The sequence below is a fragment of the Terriglobus albidus genome (genome assembly GCF_008000815.1).
Classification (GTDB): domain Bacteria; phylum Acidobacteriota; class Terriglobia; order Terriglobales; family Acidobacteriaceae; genus Terriglobus; species Terriglobus albidus_A.
On record NZ_CP042806.1, the window covers coordinates 3921662 to 3940802 of the forward strand.

At 57.1% G+C, this 19141-nt stretch carries 15 protein-coding genes and 1 tRNA gene; 7 read left to right on the plus strand and 9 right to left on the minus strand.

The features are described from left to right. Positions 1-63: 63 nt before the first annotated feature. From FTW19_RS15360 to FTW19_RS15385, 6 genes are all read right to left on the minus strand, one after another. Positions 64-585, minus strand: coding sequence for a bifunctional nuclease family protein (locus FTW19_RS15360; RefSeq protein ID WP_222705464.1), 522 nt, complete (start codon positions 583-585; stop codon positions 64-66). Further along, positions 582-2000: a tRNA (N6-isopentenyl adenosine(37)-C2)-methylthiotransferase MiaB gene (gene miaB, locus FTW19_RS15365; RefSeq protein WP_147648446.1), complete on the minus strand. Its 1419-nt coding sequence runs from the start codon at positions 1998-2000 to the stop codon at positions 582-584. Before miaB ends, FTW19_RS15360 begins: the two co-directional genes overlap by 4 nt. A 26-nt stretch (positions 2001-2026) precedes the next feature. Further along, positions 2027-2103 (minus strand) — tRNA-Glu (locus FTW19_RS15370). Between the two features lie 72 nt (positions 2104-2175). Beyond that, positions 2176-2451 (minus strand): DUF507 family protein, encoded by a 276-nt coding sequence (locus tag FTW19_RS26300; protein WP_147648447.1) that lies wholly within the window; start codon positions 2449-2451, stop codon positions 2176-2178. Further along, positions 2448-2726: a DUF507 family protein gene (locus FTW19_RS26305; RefSeq protein ID WP_147648448.1), complete on the minus strand. Its 279-nt coding sequence runs from the start codon at positions 2724-2726 to the stop codon at positions 2448-2450. Before FTW19_RS26305 ends, FTW19_RS26300 begins: the two co-directional genes overlap by 4 nt. Positions 2727-2809: 83 nt before the next feature. Beyond that, positions 2810-3160, minus strand: coding sequence for a (2Fe-2S) ferredoxin domain-containing protein (locus FTW19_RS15385; RefSeq protein WP_147648449.1), 351 nt, complete (start codon positions 3158-3160; stop codon positions 2810-2812). Between the two features lie 60 nt (positions 3161-3220). Here FTW19_RS15385 and FTW19_RS15390 point away from each other — a divergent pair, with 60 nt between their 5' ends. From FTW19_RS15390 to FTW19_RS15415, 6 genes are all read left to right on the plus strand, one after another. Next, entirely contained in the window at positions 3221-3688 is a 468-nt protein-coding gene (locus tag FTW19_RS15390; RefSeq protein ID WP_147648450.1) for a hypothetical protein, read from the plus strand. A 112-nt stretch (positions 3689-3800) separates the two neighbouring features. Further along, on the plus strand, positions 3801-5582 hold the full coding sequence (gene recJ, locus FTW19_RS15395) for a single-stranded-DNA-specific exonuclease RecJ (protein ID WP_246153330.1): 1782 nt from the start codon (positions 3801-3803) through the stop codon (positions 5580-5582). A gap of 57 nt (positions 5583-5639) precedes the next feature. After that, complete coding sequence (locus FTW19_RS15400; RefSeq protein WP_147648452.1) at positions 5640-6890, plus strand: efflux RND transporter periplasmic adaptor subunit; 1251 nt, start codon at positions 5640-5642, stop codon at positions 6888-6890. 74 nt (positions 6891-6964) lie between these two features. Further along, positions 6965-7858: a tetratricopeptide repeat protein gene (locus FTW19_RS15405; RefSeq protein WP_348641859.1), complete on the plus strand. Its 894-nt coding sequence runs from the start codon at positions 6965-6967 to the stop codon at positions 7856-7858. Between the two features lie 58 nt (positions 7859-7916). Then, entirely contained in the window at positions 7917-8852 is a 936-nt protein-coding gene (locus FTW19_RS15410) for a COX15/CtaA family protein (protein ID WP_147648454.1), read from the plus strand. After that, the gene (locus FTW19_RS15415) at positions 8845-9627 is read left to right on the plus strand and encodes a VOC family protein (RefSeq protein ID WP_147648455.1); all 783 of its coding nucleotides are present in this window, start codon (positions 8845-8847) and stop codon (positions 9625-9627) included. The genes FTW19_RS15410 and FTW19_RS15415 overlap by 8 nt, the downstream gene beginning before the upstream one ends. 125 nt (positions 9628-9752) lie before the next feature. On the opposite strand, the gene FTW19_RS15420 is transcribed toward FTW19_RS15415, so the two are convergent. After that, positions 9753-10052 (minus strand): hypothetical protein, encoded by a 300-nt coding sequence (locus FTW19_RS15420; protein WP_147648456.1) that lies wholly within the window; start codon positions 10050-10052, stop codon positions 9753-9755. A 231-nt stretch (positions 10053-10283) separates the two neighbouring features. On the opposite strand from FTW19_RS15420, the gene ppk1 reads away from it, so the two are divergent. Continuing rightward, positions 10284-12470 carry a polyphosphate kinase 1 gene (gene ppk1, locus FTW19_RS15425; RefSeq protein WP_147648457.1) on the plus strand — a complete coding sequence of 729 codons (2187 nt, stop codon included), beginning with the start codon at positions 10284-10286 and terminating at the stop codon, positions 12468-12470. On the opposite strand, the gene FTW19_RS15430 is transcribed toward ppk1, so the two are convergent. After that, complete coding sequence (locus tag FTW19_RS15430) at positions 12467-16063, minus strand: Ig-like domain repeat protein (RefSeq protein ID WP_187143001.1); 3597 nt, start codon at positions 16061-16063, stop codon at positions 12467-12469. The two genes, ppk1 and FTW19_RS15430, sit on opposite strands and share 4 nt — an antisense overlap. 181 nt (positions 16064-16244) lie before the next feature. After that, entirely contained in the window at positions 16245-19001 is a 2757-nt protein-coding gene (locus FTW19_RS15435; protein ID WP_147648459.1) for a protease pro-enzyme activation domain-containing protein, read from the minus strand. Positions 19002-19141 lie beyond the last annotated feature (140 nt).

A 19141-nucleotide genomic window follows, 5' to 3' on the forward strand; every position in this document is an offset into this window, starting at 1 on the left:
CAATGAAAACGCTGCTGCACGCTCCTCACGGGATACCCAGCAACAGGAGAAATGCTCTAGGCATTACATCTTGTAGCGACCCATCTCGTCATCGTTCAGGCCTTCCAGCCATTGACGCATCTGTTCTGCGGTTACATTCTGTGCGTCGGCAGTCGATAGACGGGCGTTCTTCAAGACCTCACGATGGACATAGATTGGAGCATCCGCACGCAACGCCAGAGCCAGGGCATCCGACGGCCGGGCATCGATGGTCACAACTTCTCCATCCTGACGCATCCAGATGACGGCGTAGAAGGTATCGTCCTTCAGCTCCTGCACTACGATCTTGTCCACCTGGGCGTTCAGACCGCGGATCGTATCCCGCAGAAGGTCGTGAGTCATCGGCCGCGGAGTTGCTGTCTTCTCAATCTCCAGGGCGATGGCGTTCGCTTCGAAGATACCAACCCATATCGGTAGGACCGTATCGCCTGCGACATCCTTCAGCACAACGATCGGCATGTTCGTGACGGGGTCCATCATCAGGCCGCGGATCTTCATCTCGATCTCCAGCGGCGTGTCGTCGTGTTGCAGTCCGGGAAAGTTCATTGCAGCACCACCAGACCGACAGGCTGGGCCTGCTTCAGCACCGCTGCCGGAACCTCTGCGTCGCCGGCCTGTTCGCCCACCAGGCTGTTCGGCAACGACTTCGTCACTCTTACCGGGACATAACTGCCGATCTGAGGCAATACCGGTTGTGCAGTGGTGAAGTTCAATGTCTTGTTCTGCGAGGTCCGTCCGATGATCTGGCCGCGCTGCTGGTTAAAGCCCTCGACCATGACCTCGATCACTTTACCCTCGTGCCGGGTATAGAGGGCACGTTGAATCTCCCGCTGGCGATCAAGCAGAACCTGCAGCCGCTGGCTCTTCACCTCTTCGGAGACCGTCTCCGACATAGAGACCGCCGGTGTATTTGGCCGTGGCGAATACTTGAAGGCGAAGACACTGTCATAGCCCACCTCACCGCAGAGAGTGACTGTCTCTTCGAAATCGGCATCGGTCTCTCCTGGAAAACCTACGATGATATCGGTGGTCATGGAGATGTCCCGTTTCGCGGACTTGATCCAGGAGATACGCTCCAGATACCACTCGCGGGTGTACTCGCGCTGCATCGCCTTCAGTACGGCCGACGATCCGCTCTGCACCGGCAGATGGATGTGGTCACACAACGTAGGCACGGCATCGATTGCGTCGACGATCTGCTTCGTGAAGTGTCGCGGATGCGACGTTGTGAACCGCACGCGGCGGATTCCTGGAACCTCTCCAACTGCAGCCAGAATCTCGGCGAAATTCATTTTGCCGATAGGGTCACTGAAGGAGTTCACATTCTGGCCGAGCAGCTGAATATCGGTAAAGCCGGCGTCTGCCATACGCCGCGCTTCAGTCAATACCGACTCCGACGTGCGACTACGCTCCTTGCCTCGGGTATACGGCACTACGCAGTAAGAGCAGAACTTGTCGCACCCCTCGGTGATAGTGATGTAGCCGCGGTGGGGGTTGGACCTCGCGGTGAACTCAGTATCAAAAGTCTCATCCGTCTGTCGGTCGTCAAGACCGGTAATGCGGTTCTCGCCTGCTTCCAGACGGCGGAGCATCTCCGGGAGGTTCCGGTAGGAAGCTGAACCGCTCACCAGCGAAACGAACGGGGCCTTCTCGAAGATCTTTTCGCCTTCCTGCTGCGCCACACAGCCCAGCACGCCAAAGCGCTTGCCCTCACCCTGCAGCCGCTTGTACTCGTTCAAGCGATGAAAGACCTTCTGCTCCGCCTTATCGCGAATGGAGCAGGTGTTGTACAGAACCAGGTCAGCAGAATCCTCGTCGGTTACCTGGGTATAGCCCTCATGCTGCAGCGTGCCGATGACCTTTTCCGAGTCATGGGCATTCATCTGGCAGCCGAAGGTTTCGATATAAAACGTCTTTGCCACGCTTGAAAGTATACCGCCGGTCGCACCTCGCTCCGGCATGTTGAATCATTCGATTGTCAGGACTTTGGTAGCGCCAACGGGGATCGAACCCGTACTCTTCGCCTTGAGAGGGCGACGTGTTAACCAATTACACCATGGCGCCGTTAGGGGCAGGGCGGTGATGACTCACGCCCACTCAGATCAGTATAACAGTGAAGAAGTTGTTGTGCGTGGGTCAGATACCGAGTTTCTTCACTTCGTCGTTGTAGTACTTGCGGTACAGGATGTCCCACTCCTGGGTACCTTCGAGGATGATCTTCCGCTGCGAGGTAATCTTTTGCCGCGCCGCCTGGTCGATCTTGGTCTCCTCGAGCAGCAGCTTCTCCAGCGCCTTACGAGCCTCCTGACGGATCGTGTTCCGGTCCTCCAGAAACTCTGCTTCGTCGATCTCGGCCAGAGTATCCGCCACCACGTGAGCCAGTTTGTTGAGCTTGTCGCGCGAGATTCTCACAGCACCGCCTTGTATTTGCGCACAAGCTCGTTCTTTACCTTCTTGAACATCTCCGGGTAGCTCGCGCCTGTCTTGCGCATATCGTCCTGGAAGGTTTCCAGAATGACGCGGACCTCGTCGTTGATCCGGTCTTCGAGCGAGAGCTCGTCGAGCAGACCTTGATTCACACGCTCATTCAGAACGCCGGGCTTACCGGTGCGCAGCATCTTCGCGTCGATAAGGTGCTGCACCGTCTGCTTGGCCAGGTAGGTGACGTAGTCCTTGGAAAAAATCATCTCTCTTCGAAGTCATTTATATCATGCAGTTAAGGTCGCTTTCGCGGCCCTCAAAAGATATCCGGGGACAGCGTCTCCCCGGGTTACGGTCGATGCGGGCAGCTGGGGGTGTTCAGGCAGCTCTCTGCCAACCGTAGACGCTCCACCGGCCGTCCATGCACCAGATGTTCGTTAACGATCTCCTGCACGTCCTCCAATTTCACAAAGCCGTACCAAACAGCCTCCGGATAGACGACCATCACAGGGCCATGCTCGCACTGATCCAGGCAGCCGGCCTCGTTGGCCCGGACCGTGTTCTTCAAGCCGGCAGCTTTTACAGCATCCTTCAGGGCGTCTTTCAGCTGGCGGCCACCGCGGGGTCGGCAGCTCGGACGGACAGCGCCCTCCAGACGCTCATTGCCGCAAACAAAAACGTGACGTTCAAACTTTGCCATGCTCTCAGCGTATTCCAGTGCGTACAGTCATGCTTTTTTGAGACAATACCGTTTGTTGCAATGCAGACGGATAACCTGATCTCCCTGAAAGACGACATGATTGCCTTCATCGCGGGCCACGGTATGCACCGCATGAATGCTTATGTCCATGAAGACATCCCCACGGTTGTCTTCGAAGAAGAGCACGCTGATTCCTGGAAAGACTTTGTCGAACACGCCAAAGCCGCCGGGGTTAGCTTCCTGACGATGAGCGAAGTCACGCTGGAAAAGCGTGATATCGAGATCCTCATCGAGCAGCTTCGCGCCCGCGAATTTCCGGACTCTGACGACACGCCGGATATCGATGACGCGCAGTACCTGGTGAACTATGTCGGGAAGACCGGCTACCTGCAGCTCGGCTTCGCCTACAACGGCATCATGTTCATCTATGAGACCTCGACCGAATGGTACGACCGCTTTCAGCAGTTGATGGAGAGCGTCTCGGACTTCGACTCGATTATCGTGGACGACCCCGACGCAGACGAATAGAGCATTTTCCTGCAGGTGTAGTGCAGAGCTTATGCATCTATGGGCGTTTTCCTCGATGAAAACGCCGCTGTACGTTCCTCCCGGGATACCCAGCAACAGGAAAAATGTTCTAGTGGCCGCCGAACCGCTCTATCGCTGGACAAGCCCCGAGGTCTCCTTCGAAGAAGCCGAGGCCTTCGCCCGTGAACTGCGCCTTCCGCAGGTCATTGCCGAGCTTCTGCTCAACCGTGGCTTCGACACGCCGGAAAAGGTCGATCTTTTCCTCAATCCCGAGATCGGCCACCTGCACTCCCCTTCGGCCATGCTGGGTATGGCAGCCGCAGTGGAACGTATTCGGCAAGCCATCGCACGCCGCGAACCTGTCCTGATCTACGGGGACTACGACGTCGACGGCACCGTGGCCACTGTGCTGCTTAAGACAGCCATTGACCGCATCGCCGGCGGCGAATCCATCGTCCGCTACCATATCCCGCACCGCATCCGTGAAGGCTACGGGATGCAGGCGGGGGTTCTGGCCGATGCAGCGGCGATGGGTGTCCGCCTGGTCATCTCCGTCGACACAGGCATCCGCGCCTTCGCCGCAGCAGAAGAGGCACAGGCTCTCGGGCTCGACCTGATCGTCACTGACCACCATCTTCCGGATGAGATCGGCGGCCTGCCTCCGGCACTTGCCGTCATCAACCCCAATCAGCCCAACTGCCCTTACCCGAACAAAGATCTCTGCGGCGCTGGTGTCGCCTTCAAACTGGCCCAGGCTCTCCTGGAGATCTCCGATATCCCCGCCGAAACCGTAGGAACCAAGCTACTGCCCAGCTTCCTGAAGTTGTTAGCGATTGCCACCGTAGCAGATGCCGTCGCCCTCACCGGCGAGAACCGAGTCATCGTCGCCATCGGCCTCCGCGAGCTGGTTAAGCCCGTCCAGCCGGGTCTCCGTTGCCTGATGGAGCTGGCTCAACTTACTGGCCGGCAGCCACTGACGGCAACCTCGGTCGCCTTCCGTCTGGCGCCTCGTATCAACGCCGCCGGAAGGATGGATATTGCCTCGGATGTCGTCGAGATGTTCCTCACGAGGTCTCCCGAACGGGGCCGCGAAATCGCCGAGAAATTGCACCGGCTGAATGAAGATCGCCGCGCGACCGAACAGGCTGCGCTCGACGAGATCGAGACGCTGCTCGCCGCCGACACATCTCTTGCCGAAGCAGGCGCCGTCGTCCTCGACGGACACGGTTGGCACCGCGGCGTTATCGGAATCCTGGCCTCGCGCGTGGTCGAGCGCACCCACCGTCCCGCCCTTGTATTGGCACACGAAGGCGGCGAAGCATACGGCTCCGGACGCTCCGTCCCTGGCTTCCATCTGCTGGATGCATTGACCGCAGTCCATTCCGTCGCTCCGATCTTCACTCGGTTTGGCGGGCATGCGCATGCCGTCGGGTTCTCTCTTCCCTCTGACAGGGTGCCCGAATTGCGAATGAGCCTAGGCATTTATGCCCGCTCCGCGATGTCTACGGAGACCCTGCTTCCGGAGCTGCACTGCGACGCTTCCCTGCCTCTGGAGCGCATTACGCCCGCACTTGTGGAGCAGCTCCATCGTTTTGAACCCTTTGGGCACTCCAATCCGGAACCGATCTTCTGTTCCGGCTCCGTCCGTATTCTGGAAATACGTGTTCTCAAGGACAAACACCTTCGTCTGCGGCTGGAGCAAGGCAGCGCAACCATCGCCTGCCTGGCATGGTCCCGGAGAATTCACTGGCCCTCGCGTCTCCAGGAACTTGGTGTGGGACTGGGTGCGATGATCGACGCGGCCTTTCGCATTCGCGTGAATGCGAACCCGGACTTCGGAAATGCAATTGAACTGGAGTTGTGCGATCTACGCCCAGCTCATACGGCGGGATAACTTTTTGTGCCGCAAACCCTTCCACCTGCGTCAGATATACTGACGCTTCGTCGCCCTATGGCTCAGAAAGCTACCAGTCCTGCTCGCACTTTCGTTTTCGCTTTGCTCGGCCTGGCCGCCATCGTTGCGGTCGGCTTTGGTTTGCGCTCCCTGTTCCGCAGCAATGTCGATGTCCACGCTGCCTCCGTTACCTATGAGAATCTGACCAGCACCACCCCAACCAACGGCAAAGTTCAGCCCGTGGAGCCCTTTGACGCGCATGCTCCGATGGCGGGAACGGTCGATCGGATTTACGTCGGAGCCGGCGAAAAGGTAAAGACCGGCCAGCTGCTCATTCACATGAACGATGCTGAGGCTTTAGGACGGCTGGCAACCGCACAGTCCGCGTTGGCCGGAGCCCAGGCCACTATCCACGATATGGAGAGCGGCGGCTCGACCGACGAGCGTATCGGCATTGCCTCCGACCTGGAGAAGGCTCGCCTGCAGGAACAGCAGGCTCAGCGTGACCTCACGGCACTGCAGCAGCTTCAGCAGAAAGGAGCTGCTTCTGGAAGCGAAGTTCTCGCCGCTCAGCAGCGGCTTGAAAATGCGAAATCCTCTCGCATCGCGCTGGAACAGCGCTCATCTCCGGCTTCTCGTTACAGTAATCAGGACCGCACCCGCGTTAAGGCACAGGCAGCCGATGCCTCGGCTTATGTCGCTTCTGCGCGCAAACTCTATGACCAGCTGAATGTCCGGGCTCCGTTCGATGGAACGATCTACTCGCTCCCGATCCAGGAGTCGGACTTTGTTCCCGCGGGAGAGACACTTCTCTCGATGGCGAACCTCGATCGCATCCAGATTACGGCCTATTTTGACGAGCCCGATGTGGGGAAACTGGCTGTCAACCAGGCGGTGAGCATCGTCTGGGAAGCCAAGCCTGGAAAGGTGTGGCACGGACATGTCGAGACGGTGCCGACGACCATCATCAACTACGGCACCCGTAACGTCGGTGAGTGCATTATCAGTGTCGATGATGCGCATGGAGACCTTCTGCCGAATACCAATGTCACGGTTACGGTCACCATCCTGCAACACCCACATGTGCTGGCAGTTCCCCGAGAGGCGCTCCACACCCAAGGCTCGCAGAGTTACGTCTTCCGTATTGTGAACGGCAAGCTGATCCGAACCCCCGTTCAGGTAGGCGCCGCCGTAACCCCGACACGCATCGAAATCGCGGGCGGTCTTTCCGTCAATGACAAAGTCGCCGTCAATTCCGTTGATAACAGCGAACTGACAGACGGCCTGCCGGTCGACGTCGTTCAATAAGGCAGTTGATTATGCAGCACCAGAAGTTGCTTTTGCTCGTCCCACTCCTCTTCTCGTCGCTTTCCATGCGGGCCATGGATGTGCGCGAAGCGCGGTCTGCTCTTATGGCCGGCCGCGTAGACGAGGTGGCTGCCGCGCTCGAGCCTGCGGTTAAGTCCAACCCGAAAGATGCCCTATCTCATCATCTTCTGTGCCGTGCGTACTATGCCCAGGAGCTTCCAGATCGCGCTGTGCCCCATTGCGAAGCAGCTGTCGCCAACGACTCCGGCAATGCGATCTACTACCTCTGGCTGGGACGTGCGTACGGCTTGAAAGCTGACAAGTCAGGGCCGTTTACGGGCTTCAGCATGGCAAAGCGCAGTGTAGCTTCATTTGAGCGCGCTTTTCAGCTCGCGCCCACTAATCTGGATGCCATTAACGATCTGGGTGAGTTCTATGCACGAGCACCATCCATTGTTGGTGGAGGCACCGATAAAGCACGGCAGCTCGCCGAACGTATTCAGCCACTTTCTGCAGCGAAATATCACCGCATCCTCTCTCTGGTCGCCGAAAAAGAGAAAGACTACGGAGCGGCCGAACAAGAGCTGAAAAAAGAGGTCGAGATCAAACATACCGCGGAAAACCTGATGGACCTGGTGGCCTTCTACGACCGCCGGAAACGCGTTGATGATGCCGTCTCCGTTATCCGCGACCTGATCAACACCGATCGTCCCCGTTCCGCCCCCAGCTTCGACGCGGCAACATTCCTGACCGAACAACATCGTGATCCTGCATTGGCAGAAAGGCTGCTCAAGGAGTACCTTGCCTCTCCAGCAAGATCCGACCAGGCTCCCGTGTTTCGTGCACATGTGCTACTCGGAAAGATTTTGGACGACCGGGGCGACAAAGAAGGTGCAAAGGCCGAATACCAGGCTGCATTGGCTTTGGCTAGGGACTATCCTCTTGCCCGCCACGCGCTTGGAATGTAACGGAAGACGTGACGCAGCTCACAAGTCGAACCGAGTGGCCACGGGGCTAGAATAAATCGTGGCCTCTACCGCACTTCATCTCGCGCCATCTCGGCTTACGGCTACTCATGTAAAACGTCTTGCCTGGCTCACGCTGGCATGGAATATCCTCGTTGTGCTTTGGGGAGCGATCGTGCGCGCAACCGGCTCCGGAGCCGGTTGTGGGAATCACTGGCCACTCTGTAATGGAGAGGTCATTCCGCATACGCCTCGTATCGATACGATCATCGAGTTTACCCATCGCATGATGTCGGGAGGCGCGGTCTTCCTTACGCTCGCACTTCTGCTTGCGATCTTTGCGACGTCGGAACGTCTGCAGCCTGCGCGTAAGGCGATCGTCGCGGCAACCGTGTTGTTATTCAATGAGGCGATTCTTGGCGCCCTGCTGGTGAAACTCGGCTACGTCACCGGCAACCGTTCCGTCGGACGAGTCGTTCTTCTTTCGATCCATCTGTCGAATACCCTGCTACTGCTTGGGGCATATACCTTGACGGTATACTTCCTCGAGCGTCCCTGGCGTTTCACGATCTCTCGCCGCAATCTCTGGTTGAGCGCCATCGGCCTGGTCAGCACGCTCATCGTCGGTGTAAGCGGATCGCTCGCAGCCCTCGGCGATACCCTCTTCCCGGCTTCGTCGCTGCGAGCAGCCTTCGTCCAGGATTTCGCAAGTAACTCGCCCATGTTGCTGCGCCTGCGCAGCGTACACCCGCTCAGTGCCTTTCTGGCGACCGTATTTGTCACCTGGCTGCTGAAACGATCCTGGGGATCGCCGCTGGCTAACTTTGTTCTCGGCCTGCTTGCCTTCCAGATTGCACTTGGCTTTGCCGACCTGCTGCTGTTGGCGCCAACCTGGATGCAGGTACTGCACCTGCTCGGAGCCGATCTCTACTGGGTAGCTCTTCTCTGGCTCTCCGCGCAACAAACATTCCCAATCACAAAGGAACTTCATGCGTAAGCTGCTGCTCCTCCTGCTGCTGTGCGTCACAGCCGCTGTATCTGCACAATCGGTCCCCATGGACGGCCTGGCCCACGTCGCCATACGCGTCAAAGATGTCCCCGCCTCCCGCGCCTTCTACGAGAAGATCGGTTTCCTTGAAGCCTTTACCCTCGACAACAAGGGCGTTCTGGACCGTTCCTTCATCAAGATCAACGACGACCAATTCATCGAGCTCTACCCGCAGACCGAGAAACAGCCGCAGATCGGTTTCCTGCACCTCTGCTTCTATGGCAGCGATCTCGAATCGCTGCATAAGCAGTACGAACGTGAGGACCTGAAGCCGCATGACCTCAAGAAAGCCGGCGCCGGTAATCTGTTGTTCACCATGGAAGGCCCCGAAAAACAGAACATCGAGTACACCCAGTACATGCCTGGCTCACTTCATTCCAATGATCACGGCAAGCATCTGGGAAATCCTGTCGGTCCAAAGCTGATCAGTGTCTCCCTGGCAATGAAGGATGTCCCCCCTGCCCGCGCTTATTACTCCGAAAAGCTACACTTCCCGATTACGAAGTCAGGCAGCTTCGCCATCCCCGGCACCTCTGGCGAGACCGTCGTGATTGAGGACGATCAGATTGGAGCCCGCATGCGAGTTGCCTTCCAGGTAAAGAGTCTCAAGGAGGCTGCGGCAGATCTAACGAAGCGTGGCGTTCCCTTCACGCGTGCGAAAAACGCGCTTTCGACAACGGACCCGGATGGGAATATCGTGGAATTCCGCGAACACGGCAGCTAGAGCATTTTCCCTGTAGGTGTAGAGTAGGGTTTCCGCGTCTATGGGCGTTTTCCGCGATGAAAACGCCACTGCACACCACTTCGCGGACACCCAGCAACAGGGGAAATGCTCTAGAGCAACCAGGGCTATTTGGTATTCGGATCGCCGTCAACTTTGTTGACGGCTTTCTTTGTGCCTGATTTGGTCTTCTGGTAAGCCTTTTTCGTGCCCTTCTTGGTGGCGTCCCATCCTTCTTCTGTCTTCTCACCCACCGCGTGAGCCGACTTCGTGGTTCCCTTCTTGATGCCGCTGCCGGTGTCCTTGGCAGCCTGTTTCGTCTCATGACCGGCATCTTTCATGTCCTGTTTCGCCGTCTGAGCACCCAGGAAAGCGGCAGGTAATGTGGCAATGAGACATGCCGCCAGAAAACGGGTAGTACGATTCATAGGAAACTCTCCTGCCTAGAAACAGATGAGAGTTTTTTATCTTTGGTTAGCTAGAGCATTTTTCCTGTTGCTGGGTGTCCCGAAAGAGGAGTGCAGCGGCGTTTTCATTGCGGAAAACGCCCATAGATACCGAAACCCTACACTACTCCTACAGGAAAATTGCTCCATGGGATACGGGACATCTGAGATTTATCACACCGTATCAAAGCTGCTGATAGGCTGATACTTCTTATGCCACGTAGAACGAACCCGGCGCCTGAACCTCACCGATTCTTCAATCGCGACGAAAGCTGGCTTCGCTTTAACTGGCGCGTACTGGAAGAAGCGCAGGACGAGCGCAATCCATTGCTGGAGCGCGTCAAGTTCCTCGCCATTACAGCAAGCAATCTCGATGAGTTTGTCGAAATTCGAGTCGCCGGCGTACTACAGCGTCTGGAAGATGGATACGTCACCCCGCAGGCTGAGGCAGATGACGGGATGAGCGAGCAGCAGCGCCTCGAAGAGCTCAACCGTCTGATGCATGCCTTCGTCTGCGACCAGTACCGTTGCTGGAATGACCAGCTCCTGCCTGCCTTGCTGAACGTAGGTGTCCGGGTTCTGGAGTGGAGCGAACTGGACGATGCAGCCCGGGAGTATGCCGAACAGTACTACAACGATGAAGTTGATCCTCTTCTGACTCCGGTCACCATCGACCCGGCACATCCCTTCCCGCGAGTCCTGAACAAGGCACTCTGCATCGCATTGCTTCTTCGGCGTAAGCGCAAAGGAGCGGCTGCCGCTGCACCGATTCTGGGTGTAATTACGGTTCCCCGGTCGTTGCCTCGCTTCGTCAAGCTGCCGTGCACCAGTGGATGCACCGAGTTCATCTTTCTTCATGACCTGATCGAAGCGCAGGCGGAACGTCTCTTCCGCGGCTACGAGGTTCTGGCGAAGACCGCGTTTCGGGTAACCCGGAATTCAAACCTTTATCTCCAGGAAGAAGAGACACGCTCACTCCTGGAGAGCGTCCGCAGCGAACTGCACAATCGCCGCAAAGGCGATGCTGTCCGCCTGGAAGTAAGCGAAGGCGCGGACCCCGAGATCGTCGAACGTCTGCGTGCCAACTTCGAACTGGATACGTGGCAGGTCTTCAAGACCGAAGGGCCGGTAAACCTTTCCCGGCTGATGAATCTCTACTCAGGCGTCGACAAGGATACGTTGAAGTATCCGCCCTTCCATGGCCGCGAGTACCGCCTCGACCGGAAGTCTATAGATCTGTGGGATGAGCTGCGCACCCGAGACATCATGCTGCATCATCCTTTCGACAGCTATAGCGTCGTCGAGGAATTCATCGAAGCCGCGGCTGCCGATCCTGCTGTGGTGAGCATGAAGCAGACGCTCTATCGCACCAGCGCGGACTCACCGATGTTTGCCGCACTGGTCGATGCGGCGCAGCAGAAAGACGTTACGGTCGTCGTAGAGTTGATGGCCCGATTTGACGAGGCCTCGAATATCCGCTGGGCCCGCACCCTGGAAGACGCGGGCGTACAGGTCTTCCACGGCATCTTTGGCCTGAAGACTCACTGCAAGCTCGCCCTGATGATTCGCCGTGATCCAGACGGTGTGATGCGCCGCTATGCCCATCTGGGCACAGGTAATTACAACCCGATCACCGCCCGCTTCTATACCGATATCAGCCTGCTGACCGCGAATCCCGAGATCACGCATGCCGTCCATGCGGTCTTCAATTATCTGACCGCCGAAGCAGAAGGAGAGCTCTATCGCCCTCTGATGATGGCCCCGCTCACACTCGTTGACGATCTTGAAAAGCTGATCGACCGCGAGATCGAGCACGCTAAAGCAGGCAAACCGGCGCATCTGATTGCCAAGATGAACGGCCTTATCGATCGTCGCCTGATCGAAGCCATGTATCGCGCCAGCCAGGCGGGAGTGGAGATCGACCTGATTATCCGGGGTATGTGCGCTCTACGCCCAGGTGTACCAGGCATCAGCGACCATATCCGCGTGCGTTCGATCGTGGGCCGCTTCCTCGAACACAGCCGCATCTTCTGGTTCCTGAACGACGGCGCGGATGAGGCGTACTGCGGCAGCGCCGACTGGATGCCCCGCAATCTCTACGACCGCTGCGAAGCCGTCTTCCCCATCTACGACCAGCAGTTATTGGTTCGCTTACGGGAAGACATCCTCGGCAGCTATCTGCGCGATGAGGCGAAAGCAAGACTACTCACCCCAGATGGCCATTACGTACGTCCAGCGCGGGTAGATAAGCCATTCGATGCCCAGGCATATCTGATGCAGCAGACCGAGGGTGTTGCACCTCAAGGTGTTGCACCTCAGGGTGTTGCACCTCAAATAGCACAGGCTGGGGTAACGAAACCCCAGCCTGCTACGAAGACTCGCCGAACAAAGAAGAACTAGTTCACGGTCAGGGCAACCGACGCTGTCTGTGTAGTTGATCCGCTGGTGCCAGATACCGTCACTGTATAAGTACCGGTAGGAGTTCCGGGCTTGCTGCTCGATGAACCGCCGCCACAGCCGCCCGCTACTCCGGCTATCGCCAGCAATAACGCCACGCCCAGCAGAGATGCGAACCGACGCCGGCGCGGGACTGTCAAAAGCAGCAGGCCCGCAACGGTGACGCCGCTAAACACGGCAGGTCGCCACTCAGAGAAAACTCCTGTTCGGGCAGAGCTATGCACCGTCGTGATCGTCAAAGTCGAGGTCGTTCCGGGGTTTACGGACGATGGCGAGAGTGTGCAACCCACACCTGTCGGCGATCCGGAAATACTGCATGACAGCGCGACCGAAGAAGTGAACCCGCTAGCCGCTGCGACCGAGATAGTGGAAGTAGCGGAACTGCCGGCGGAGACGGTAACACTGGTGGGTGATGCGCTCAAACTAAAAGGCGCGAGTGTTATTGTCGTGGCCGTGGAGGTCGAAGACGAATAGTTACCATCGCCGTTGTATTGAGCCGTGATCGAGTTTGCTCCTGTGCTCAACTGGCTGCCATTCAGCGTGTAGGTCGCAGTCGCATAATTTTGCCCTGTGGTCGTGGAATACGTACCCTTCACGGCGACCGTAGCAAGCACCGAACTACCATTCAGAATACTTACTGTTCCAGTCTGAAAATCGCCGTAGCTCTGAGTCGGCACGTTGATGGTTAATGTTGTTGATTGCCCTGGTATCAGCCCGGTTGAGGACGCAGAAACGGTCGTACTCGTTGGTGCCTTGGTCACGGTAAAGGCGCTCGTGCCCGATGTGCTAGCGGTGAAACTCGCATCACCGCTGTAGGTTCCATTAAAGCTATATGCAGCGGGAACCAAGGTAGTCGTCTGGATTTCCGCAACGCCGTCACTGTTGAGAGTGTAGGAGCTAGGAACATAAGTAGCGCCATTGTTCCGCACAGTGATGGTACCCGTCGGTATGCCACAGGGGGGCGTTGATGGGCAGTTAGCCCCTGCAACCGTGAACTTAATCAGCGCAAGATACTGGCCGTAGAAGATGCTCGATGCCGTTCCGACGGTCCCATTGCTCGGGTTGTAAAACAGCGTCTGCGCAGTGGTCTTGCTGTTCTCGGGCGTAACCGTCATTGTGACGGCATTGGAGTCCGATGCGGCATGGGTTGCATCGCCACCGTAATGCGCCTTCACTGAATACGTCCCGCCCGGGAAGTTATTGAAGGTGCCGGAATAGCTGCCGCCGTTCAACGTGCCGCTTCCTACAGAGCCATTCGTAGTGGCGCCATTGATCGTGACATCGCCAGTCGGCGTGCCGGATCCCGAGCTCACGGACACACTGGCTGTTACAGATGTTCCATGTGTGATGCTCGTCGGAGACAACGATAGTGTCGTACTGGTCGAGTTGTAGGTCACAGTCGACCAGTTGTTCGCAAGATTGGTGGCATTCACCGACCCTAGCCCGGTCGTCAGATCGTAGCCCACTGTAGAGCTGAAACCGGAAAGTATGCCATAGCTATCCGCGCTGTTATTGACCGTGCAGTTCGGTGATCCCTTTACACATGGCACGCTATTGGTTCCGGCGATGATGTCGTTGAAGGTACAGGCAGCGTTGGGAGTTCCACTTGCGCTGCAGGCCATGCCCGCTGTGGTTTGTTTATTGAACAGGGCGTACAGATTGTAGTTGGCATTGCCGAGACGGCCACCGCCATTTTTCTGCGCAACCAGGGCCATAATGCCGGCCATCGCAGGAGAACCAACGGACGTGCCTCCCACACCGATCAGATCGTTATAAGGCGAGGAGATATTGCATCCCTTACCATCCGTGAGCTGATCCGCCTGGCAGACGATATAGAACGCTCTCGAGAAACCATTCGACGCGAACAGAGAGACATCCGGAAGATCGCGAACACTGTCGGCGGGTACGCCAGTTCCCTTCTGCCATGCTGGCTTGGGATACCCGCCCCCGGACGAGCATGTAGAGAGCGTATTTCCTGAAGGAGCTATACAGTTGCTTCGTCCGCCACCACCGCCGGTTGTCGTCAGCAATCCCTTCGATTGCGCTGTCGAGTTGTTGCACACAGCTTCTGGAGAGAATCCAAGATAGGTGGTTGATTGCGAGAGCTGTTCGTTCGTGCAGGTGTTATTCCAGGTTGTCTCTGGAATATAGGCCGAAACGGAAGCCTTTGTCGTGGAGTTGTTGCTGCTGCCGAATTTCCCGTTATCACCGTAAAGTGTCTGAAAATCAGTGCCACCGATCGCAGTGTTGTATGGCGTCGATGCAATTGCGTTGACGGTCAGACCATAGCTGGCATAGCTCTTGTTCTGATCGCAGGTTCCCGAGCCGGCGTCTCCAGCTGCGACCAGAACCGTAATTCCCTGCGCCGCTGCCTGCTGCCATAGCGCACGATAAAAGCTGTTTCCGCTGGTACCGGCAGCAAACTCGCAAACGCCCCAGCTCTCGCTAATGATGGGCGCCAGGTTGTTGTCGATAATGTACTGCGCCGAAAGATCAATACCGGCAGTAGTCTCCGTCCCCATGGATGAGACGTAGTCGATTGTTGCATTAGGCGCCGCGGCGCCAGACCATTGCACATCGATGTTGCCTTCGATCTCGTCGTCCTGGGTGCCAGGATTGGGTCCGTTATAGATGATGTTGAGATACTGTGTCCCGGTCGGTCCCGAAGTATTTCCGAGGGGCAGGCCAAACAAGTTGCGGAAGTTTACGAAATCCTGCGGGTTCAGATCCGATTCGCCTACGATGGCGATCGTCTGACCAGCGCCATTCACTGATGCGTTCCAGAGAGGATTCAGGTTGTAGAGCGTTGCAAAATCATGAGGCGTCACGCCGAGGTAGTTGGCGCCATTCGACGAAAGCACGTATTGGGGCGTACCACCCACCTGTTGCAGCTTTCCTGTCTGCGAATCACGCCGGTAGATACCGTACTTCTCGGCGAACGTTTTCCGCGGAAAATTGTTCAGCGAGCTGAATCCAGAGACCAGTGGCGCAAGAGCGGCTGGGATCAGAGGGTCGGTAATGTTTGCTGTGCGGGACTTCCCAAGGTACGAGAACTGGTGCATCGAGACGCCAAAAGCCTGTCGCATGGCTCCGGCGGAACCGGAGAACTCCACGGTCGTTCTGCCTTTGTTCACCGAAACATTGTTGAACCCGTGTGCCGTCAGCCAGCTCGTCAACGTCGCGATGTCCGTATCAGAAGCGCCGAACCTGGCCCCGAACTCCTCCGGCGTAAGCCACTTGTGAAAGTTCGGAGAGTTCTTGTCCTGCTGCTCATCGACCAACTGCTTCAGTGCAGTCTCCTGCTCGTCACTACGCCGCAGTGTCATCAGAATGCGATTCAACGCCAGGTCATCTGCCAGCGGCCCTTGATCGCTAGCCACACGGACCAGCGGGTGCACACTTCCGTGCAATTCAACGCGACGGCTGTCATTCACCGGCTGGGTCACCAGAGGTTTGGCTTGATTCGTAAGTTGCGCCGAGACAGAAATGGAAACAAGGGCCAGAATAGCTGCTGCAAAACGGGGGAGCTTCAACATAAGAGCCTTTATGGCCAGGTACAGTACAGGCATGCACCGTGGGGGATTCTAAAGATGCCATGATTCTCAGGCGGCCCGGTCACGATGTCAAATTCCAGCATCCAGTACAAGTGATCGTTTTTAGGTGATTAAAAGACGAGGGGCGGTCGAAGCCGCCCTTCGTCTTGCTGTACAACTTTCGCTAGTTCACAACAAACGTCACCGTCGACGTATGGGATGTGGCAGTGGAACTGGTCGAGCTGCTTGTAGCCGTCACCGTAATGGTATAGGTCCCGGTTGAGGTTTTGGTAACACTGCTGCTTGAGCCCGAAGAGCTGCTACCGCAGCCGGAGAGTCCCGTCATCAGGACTGTACTGAAGCCTATCAATAGGAGAATTGGGAGCCGCCGCCTGCGCGGCAGTAGCATGCACAGCAAGCCCGCCAGAACAACAGCTCCGCCGGCAGCCGCCTTCTCCCCTCGACGTAGCGCGGCTTGTTGAGTTGCCAGTTGCGTCATGCCGCTGCCAACCTTGGCGCTCGACTGATACGCATACAGCGTCAAAGCAGTCGTTGCTGTACCTCCGCTCGCCAGCGTGACCGGAGAGACTGAGAAGGTATATTGCGCTGCCAGGCTTGTGCTGCTGGATGCACTGAAGCTGATCGATCCGACAAAACCATTCACCGAGGCGACGGTGAATGTAATCGGCGAGGCCGTGCCTCCAGAGCTCACCGTGGCTGTTGCAGTCGAGGGCGACAGAGTGAAGTCAGCAGTGCTGGCCGCCACTACATCGATGGTCGCCGATCCCAGAGAGCTTCCGTAGGTCGTATCACCGGAATAGGATGCTGTAATCGTGTGATTACCGGAAGATAAGGACGTTGTGGAGACAGTTCCTGTTGCTGTGCCGGAACTCAAGGTCAACGTAGAACCTGTCGCCGTTCCATCCACCAGCAACTGCACGGTTCCGGTCGGAGTTGTCGTTACACCTGATGTGCCCGATGCCACAGCTACGACGACGGAAACCGAGTTGCCCGCCGTCACGTTTGTCGGCGAAGCTGTAACAGTCGTCGTAGAGATTGCTGAACCACCGGACGAGAGCGGCGTTACCGCGGACCAGTCGTTGACAAAGTTGGCGACATCCAGTGAGCCCCATCCCGTGGCCAGATCGTATCCCGTAGTAGCGCTGTAGCCAATGCTGGTTGTACCCGAAGGGCAGTCGGTGGTTCCACTCGTGCAAGGTTGCTTGTTGTCGCCCACCGTCACATCGTGGAACGCCGAACTGTAGTAGGTGCTGTTGGCAAGCGCATAGATGGTGGGATTCGCATTGCCGATACGTGATCCCGTCTTTTGCTCAACCAGTGCGAGAACACCGGCAAAGATCGGAGTCGAGACAGAGGTGCCGCCCACAACTGCCAGAGTGTCATCCGAGGCACGGTATCCGTTGGTGCAGTATGTGGTCATACAGATGAGATATCCGTCGTGACCCGACGCTGCATTGAAAGCAATATCCGGAACATCACGGACATAATCCGCAGGCACACCGGTGCCAGTCTGCCAGGCAGGCTTAGCAAAGTAGTCACTCTTTCCGCCACCACTGCCTGCCAATGCGCTCCCGGAAGTGGTTTCGTTCCATGCCGCCTCCGGAATATAGCTGAGCGCTGACCCCTGATTGCTTCCATTTGAACCGCTCCAATATGTCGTGGCTCCGGTTGCGCTTCCCTCATTGAACATCGTTCCGCCCAGAGCTGTTACATAGGGGGAAGAAGCCGGGAAATCTACGGCTAGTCCATTCTGCGCCGATGTCACTGTGGTGGAGCCGCTGCTGTAGTCGCAATCGGTAGCACCGGAGTCACCGGTGGGGCCGACAATCGTTTGGCCCTGGGCATTTGCCTGGCGGAAAAGTGCGTTGTAAGTAGTCAGATTGCTCTGCCCCCATCCGGATTCGCAAAGACCATAGCTGATGGTGATGATGGGCGCGAGATTATTGTTGATCGCCTGGGTCAGCGAAGTGTCCACGACATCCTTGGAATAGACGTAAAGGATCGATGCTGACGGGGCCGCTGCACCAGACCACTCCACATCCAGCATTGCCTCAGCTAGGTCGGTATTCACCGTTCCAGGCGTCGTGCCATAAAGCTTCAGCGTAGGAGCATTGGTAGAAAGCCCCGATACACTGCGAAAGGTCGCCACCTGCGACAGGCTGATCTCTGTCTGCCCCATCACTGCAATCGTGACACCTGATCCGGTCGTGCCACCGGAAACCAGTGACTTCATGTCATAGATCGTGTAAAGGTCGCCCGGCGCAAGAAAGTGACTTCCCGACTTATCTGAGGTGAAGCGAGGGCTCACATGCGGTTTCAGTTTGAAATTATTGAGCCCCGTGATTCCTGTAACAACCGACTGCAGTGTCGCCGGAAGGACCGGCTCCGAGATGTTCGCAAAGTTTGTTTCACTGCCCGACTGGACAGAATGAATCGAAGTCTGGAAGGCCTTCTCAACAGCCGAGACGGGACCACTAAAGGTAATAAAGTTTTTGCTTCGCGCCACCTCCGTCACAGTTAAGCCCTTACTGGCCAGCCAGGCCGTTGCCTGGTCAAGGTCAGCCTGCGCCATGCCGAACTGCGCCCCATACTCTTCCGGAGTGAGCCACTGGTGATAACGAGAAGAATTTGGATTCTGCTGATCCTGTAACAACTGCGTCAACGCCGCCTCCTGTGCAGCGCTCATGCTGAAACGGAGTGTAAGTTGCTCCAGCTGCTGACTTCCCGGCAGTTCACCAAGGTCAGACGCTCCACGAACACGCGGCGATACATTTCCGGACATCGGGGCACGCTGCGCGTCGTCAATCGCATTAATACGGCGGGATGGTTGTACGGCAAACAAGGTCGATGCCTGCAGCACGACCAGCATTGCAATGGAGAGAGCCAAGGCACGTGCGGGGAAGATACGAAGTCGTCGCATACAAAGGTCCAGTCACCCCCCTTTTACGGCCACGACAGACGCAGCGAGAACGCACCGTACGTGCGACCGGGAACAACGGGGGTCGCACGTACAGACGAGAACTTTCTGGAAAGGTTTCGGAGAGACGACGAAATCGCTTA

What these genes read in the sequence shown, in the direction of transcription:
- FTW19_RS15360 (WP_222705464.1), bottom strand. Translation starts at nt 585, where the DNA reads ATGAACTTTCCCGGACTGCAACACGACGACACGCCGCTGGAGATCGAG.
- miaB (WP_147648446.1), bottom strand. Translation starts at nt 2,000, where the DNA reads ATGCCGGAGCGAGGTGCGACCGGCGGTATACTTTCAAGCGTGGCAAAG.
- FTW19_RS26305 (WP_147648448.1), bottom strand. Translation starts at nt 2,726, where the DNA reads ATGATTTTTTCCAAGGACTACGTCACCTACCTGGCCAAGCAGACGGTG.
- FTW19_RS15385 (WP_147648449.1), bottom strand. Translation starts at nt 3,160, where the DNA reads ATGGCAAAGTTTGAACGTCACGTTTTTGTTTGCGGCAATGAGCGTCTG.
- FTW19_RS15390 (WP_147648450.1), top strand. Translation starts at nt 3,221, where the DNA reads ATGCAGACGGATAACCTGATCTCCCTGAAAGACGACATGATTGCCTTC.
- FTW19_RS15400 (WP_147648452.1), top strand. Translation starts at nt 5,640, where the DNA reads ATGGCTCAGAAAGCTACCAGTCCTGCTCGCACTTTCGTTTTCGCTTTG.
- FTW19_RS15405 (WP_348641859.1), top strand. Translation starts at nt 6,965, where the DNA reads ATGGATGTGCGCGAAGCGCGGTCTGCTCTTATGGCCGGCCGCGTAGAC.
- FTW19_RS15415 (WP_147648455.1), top strand. Translation starts at nt 8,845, where the DNA reads ATGCGTAAGCTGCTGCTCCTCCTGCTGCTGTGCGTCACAGCCGCTGTA.
- FTW19_RS15420 (WP_147648456.1), bottom strand. Translation starts at nt 10,052, where the DNA reads ATGAATCGTACTACCCGTTTTCTGGCGGCATGTCTCATTGCCACATTA.
- ppk1 (WP_147648457.1), top strand. Translation starts at nt 10,284, where the DNA reads ATGCCACGTAGAACGAACCCGGCGCCTGAACCTCACCGATTCTTCAAT.
- FTW19_RS15430 (WP_187143001.1), bottom strand. Translation starts at nt 16,063, where the DNA reads ATGTTGAAGCTCCCCCGTTTTGCAGCAGCTATTCTGGCCCTTGTTTCC.
- FTW19_RS15435 (WP_147648459.1), bottom strand. Translation starts at nt 19,001, where the DNA reads ATGCGACGACTTCGTATCTTCCCCGCACGTGCCTTGGCTCTCTCCATT.